Annotated in this window: 2 protein-coding genes; one reads left to right on the forward strand and one right to left on the reverse strand. The window is 68.9% G+C overall.

Annotated features, from left to right (window positions below):
* Positions 1-623: alpha/beta fold hydrolase (locus K6U06_RS24480; protein WP_262324613.1), on the forward strand; the 623-nt coding region annotated here is incomplete at its 5' end.
* 46 nt (positions 624-669) lie between these two features.
* On the opposite strand, the gene K6U06_RS24485 is transcribed toward K6U06_RS24480, so the two are convergent.
* A partial coding sequence (locus K6U06_RS24485; protein ID WP_262324614.1) for a PaaI family thioesterase occupies positions 670-1,059 on the reverse strand: 390 nt, incomplete at its 5' end.

Raw genomic sequence — 1,059 nt, forward strand, 5'->3', positions numbered from 1 at the left:
ACTCGATGGAGGCGATGGCCGACGACTTGGCAGACATCTGTGAGCAGGTCGGCGAGGCCCCAGTGGTGGTAGGGGCGTCCATGGGTGGGCTCGTCGCCCTGTCCTGCGAGGGCCTCCATTACCCCGGCCTGCTCAGAGGGGTCGTCCTGGTCGACATCACCCCGAAGTTGGAGTCCAAGGGGGTCAACCGCATCGTGTCGTTCATGCAGGCGGCACCGGCCGGGTTCGCGTCCCTGGAGGAGGCCGCCGACGCGATCGCGGCCTACCGACCGGACCGGCCCCGGACCGACAACTTGGACGGCCTCCGCAAGAACCTCCGCCTCGGCGAGGACGGGCGCTGGCGTTGGCACTGGGACCCCGCGTTCCTGGGCAACAAGGTCGGGAGCCGCATCAGCGAGCCAGACCAGCTCGAGCGGGCGGCAGCCAGCCTTCGGGTGCCGACGCTGCTCGTCCGTGGCCGCATGTCAGACCTCGTGAGCCAGGAAGGGGTCGAGGCCTTCCGGCGCCAGTGCCCACAGGCATCGTACGTCGATGTCGCCGGTGCAGGGCACATGGTCGTAGGAGATCGCAACGACGTGTTTGCCGACGCGGTGATCGACTGGCTCGACAAGACCGCAGCGTAGGCCCGGGCCGGGGAGGACCTTCGCCCAGGTCAGGCCGAGGCGGTGGTCAGGCCGAGGCGGTGTCGACTGTGATGAAGAGGGCTTCGGCTCGGGCGACGACGGTCCCCTCGACGGTTGCCTCGCCTGTCATGTGGAGCTTGCGTCCATCACGGCTGGCCAGTCCGGCCACGAAGGAGATCGGGTCGCCCAGCGGCGCCGCCGCGTGGTAGCTGATCTCGAGTCGAGCGGTGAAGGCCGGGATGCCGTGGATGCTCAGGACGTAGACCATCAGGTCATCGAAGACTGCGGCAACGATGCCGCCGTGGGCGCGCCCCGGCGGACCCTCGAAGGCCGGCCCGAGCGTCACGCTGCTCGTCGCCCTATCCCCCCGCCTGATGACCTGCATGCGGATCCCGAGCGGGTTTGCCGGTCCGGAGACGATGTCGTAGTCGAAGTG

Source organism: Acidiferrimicrobium sp. IK (assembly GCF_025499425.1).
Classification (GTDB): domain Bacteria; phylum Actinomycetota; class Acidimicrobiia; order Acidimicrobiales; family Palsa-688; genus Acidiferrimicrobium.